The 422-nt window shown below is 51.4% G+C and carries 1 protein-coding gene; it reads left to right on the top strand.

The features are described from left to right. Positions 1 to 422, top strand: a 422-nt coding sequence (locus tag FMN63_RS27600; protein WP_148587400.1) for a glycine--tRNA ligase subunit beta, incomplete at both ends; no start/stop codon positions are given.

Raw genomic sequence — 422 nt, 5'->3', positions numbered from 1 at the left:
CTTAAAACCCGCGTATTTCAAGATAAGTTAGGGACAATTTGGGAAAAATCTGAGCGTATTGCCAAGCTAGCTGCCTTTATTGCTACCCAAATTGGCGAAGACGTTGAGCAAACGGCACGGGCAGGCTTGCTGTCAAAAGCAGACCTTGCCAGCACCTTGGTAGGTGAGTTTCCAGAATTGCAAGGTGTGGCAGGGACTTACTATGCGCGTTTAAACCAAGAGCCAGAAGCGGTGGCGGCGGCAATCGAAGAGCAATATCTGCCAAAATTTAGCGGCGATAAACTACCCGCGACCAACATTGGAACGGCGCTGGCATTAGCAGACCGTTTGGATACGCTGGTCGGTATTTTTGGCATTGACCAAGCCCCGACCGGTTCAAAAGACCCGTTTAGTTTGCGCCGTGCGGCGATTGGGGTACTGCG

Source organism: Stappia sp. BW2, assembly GCF_008107695.1.
Lineage (GTDB): Bacteria > Pseudomonadota > Alphaproteobacteria > Rhizobiales > Stappiaceae > Roseibium.
The sequence above is the reverse complement of the archived record's forward strand: the minus strand, read 5'-3'. Positions and strand labels throughout refer to the sequence as shown.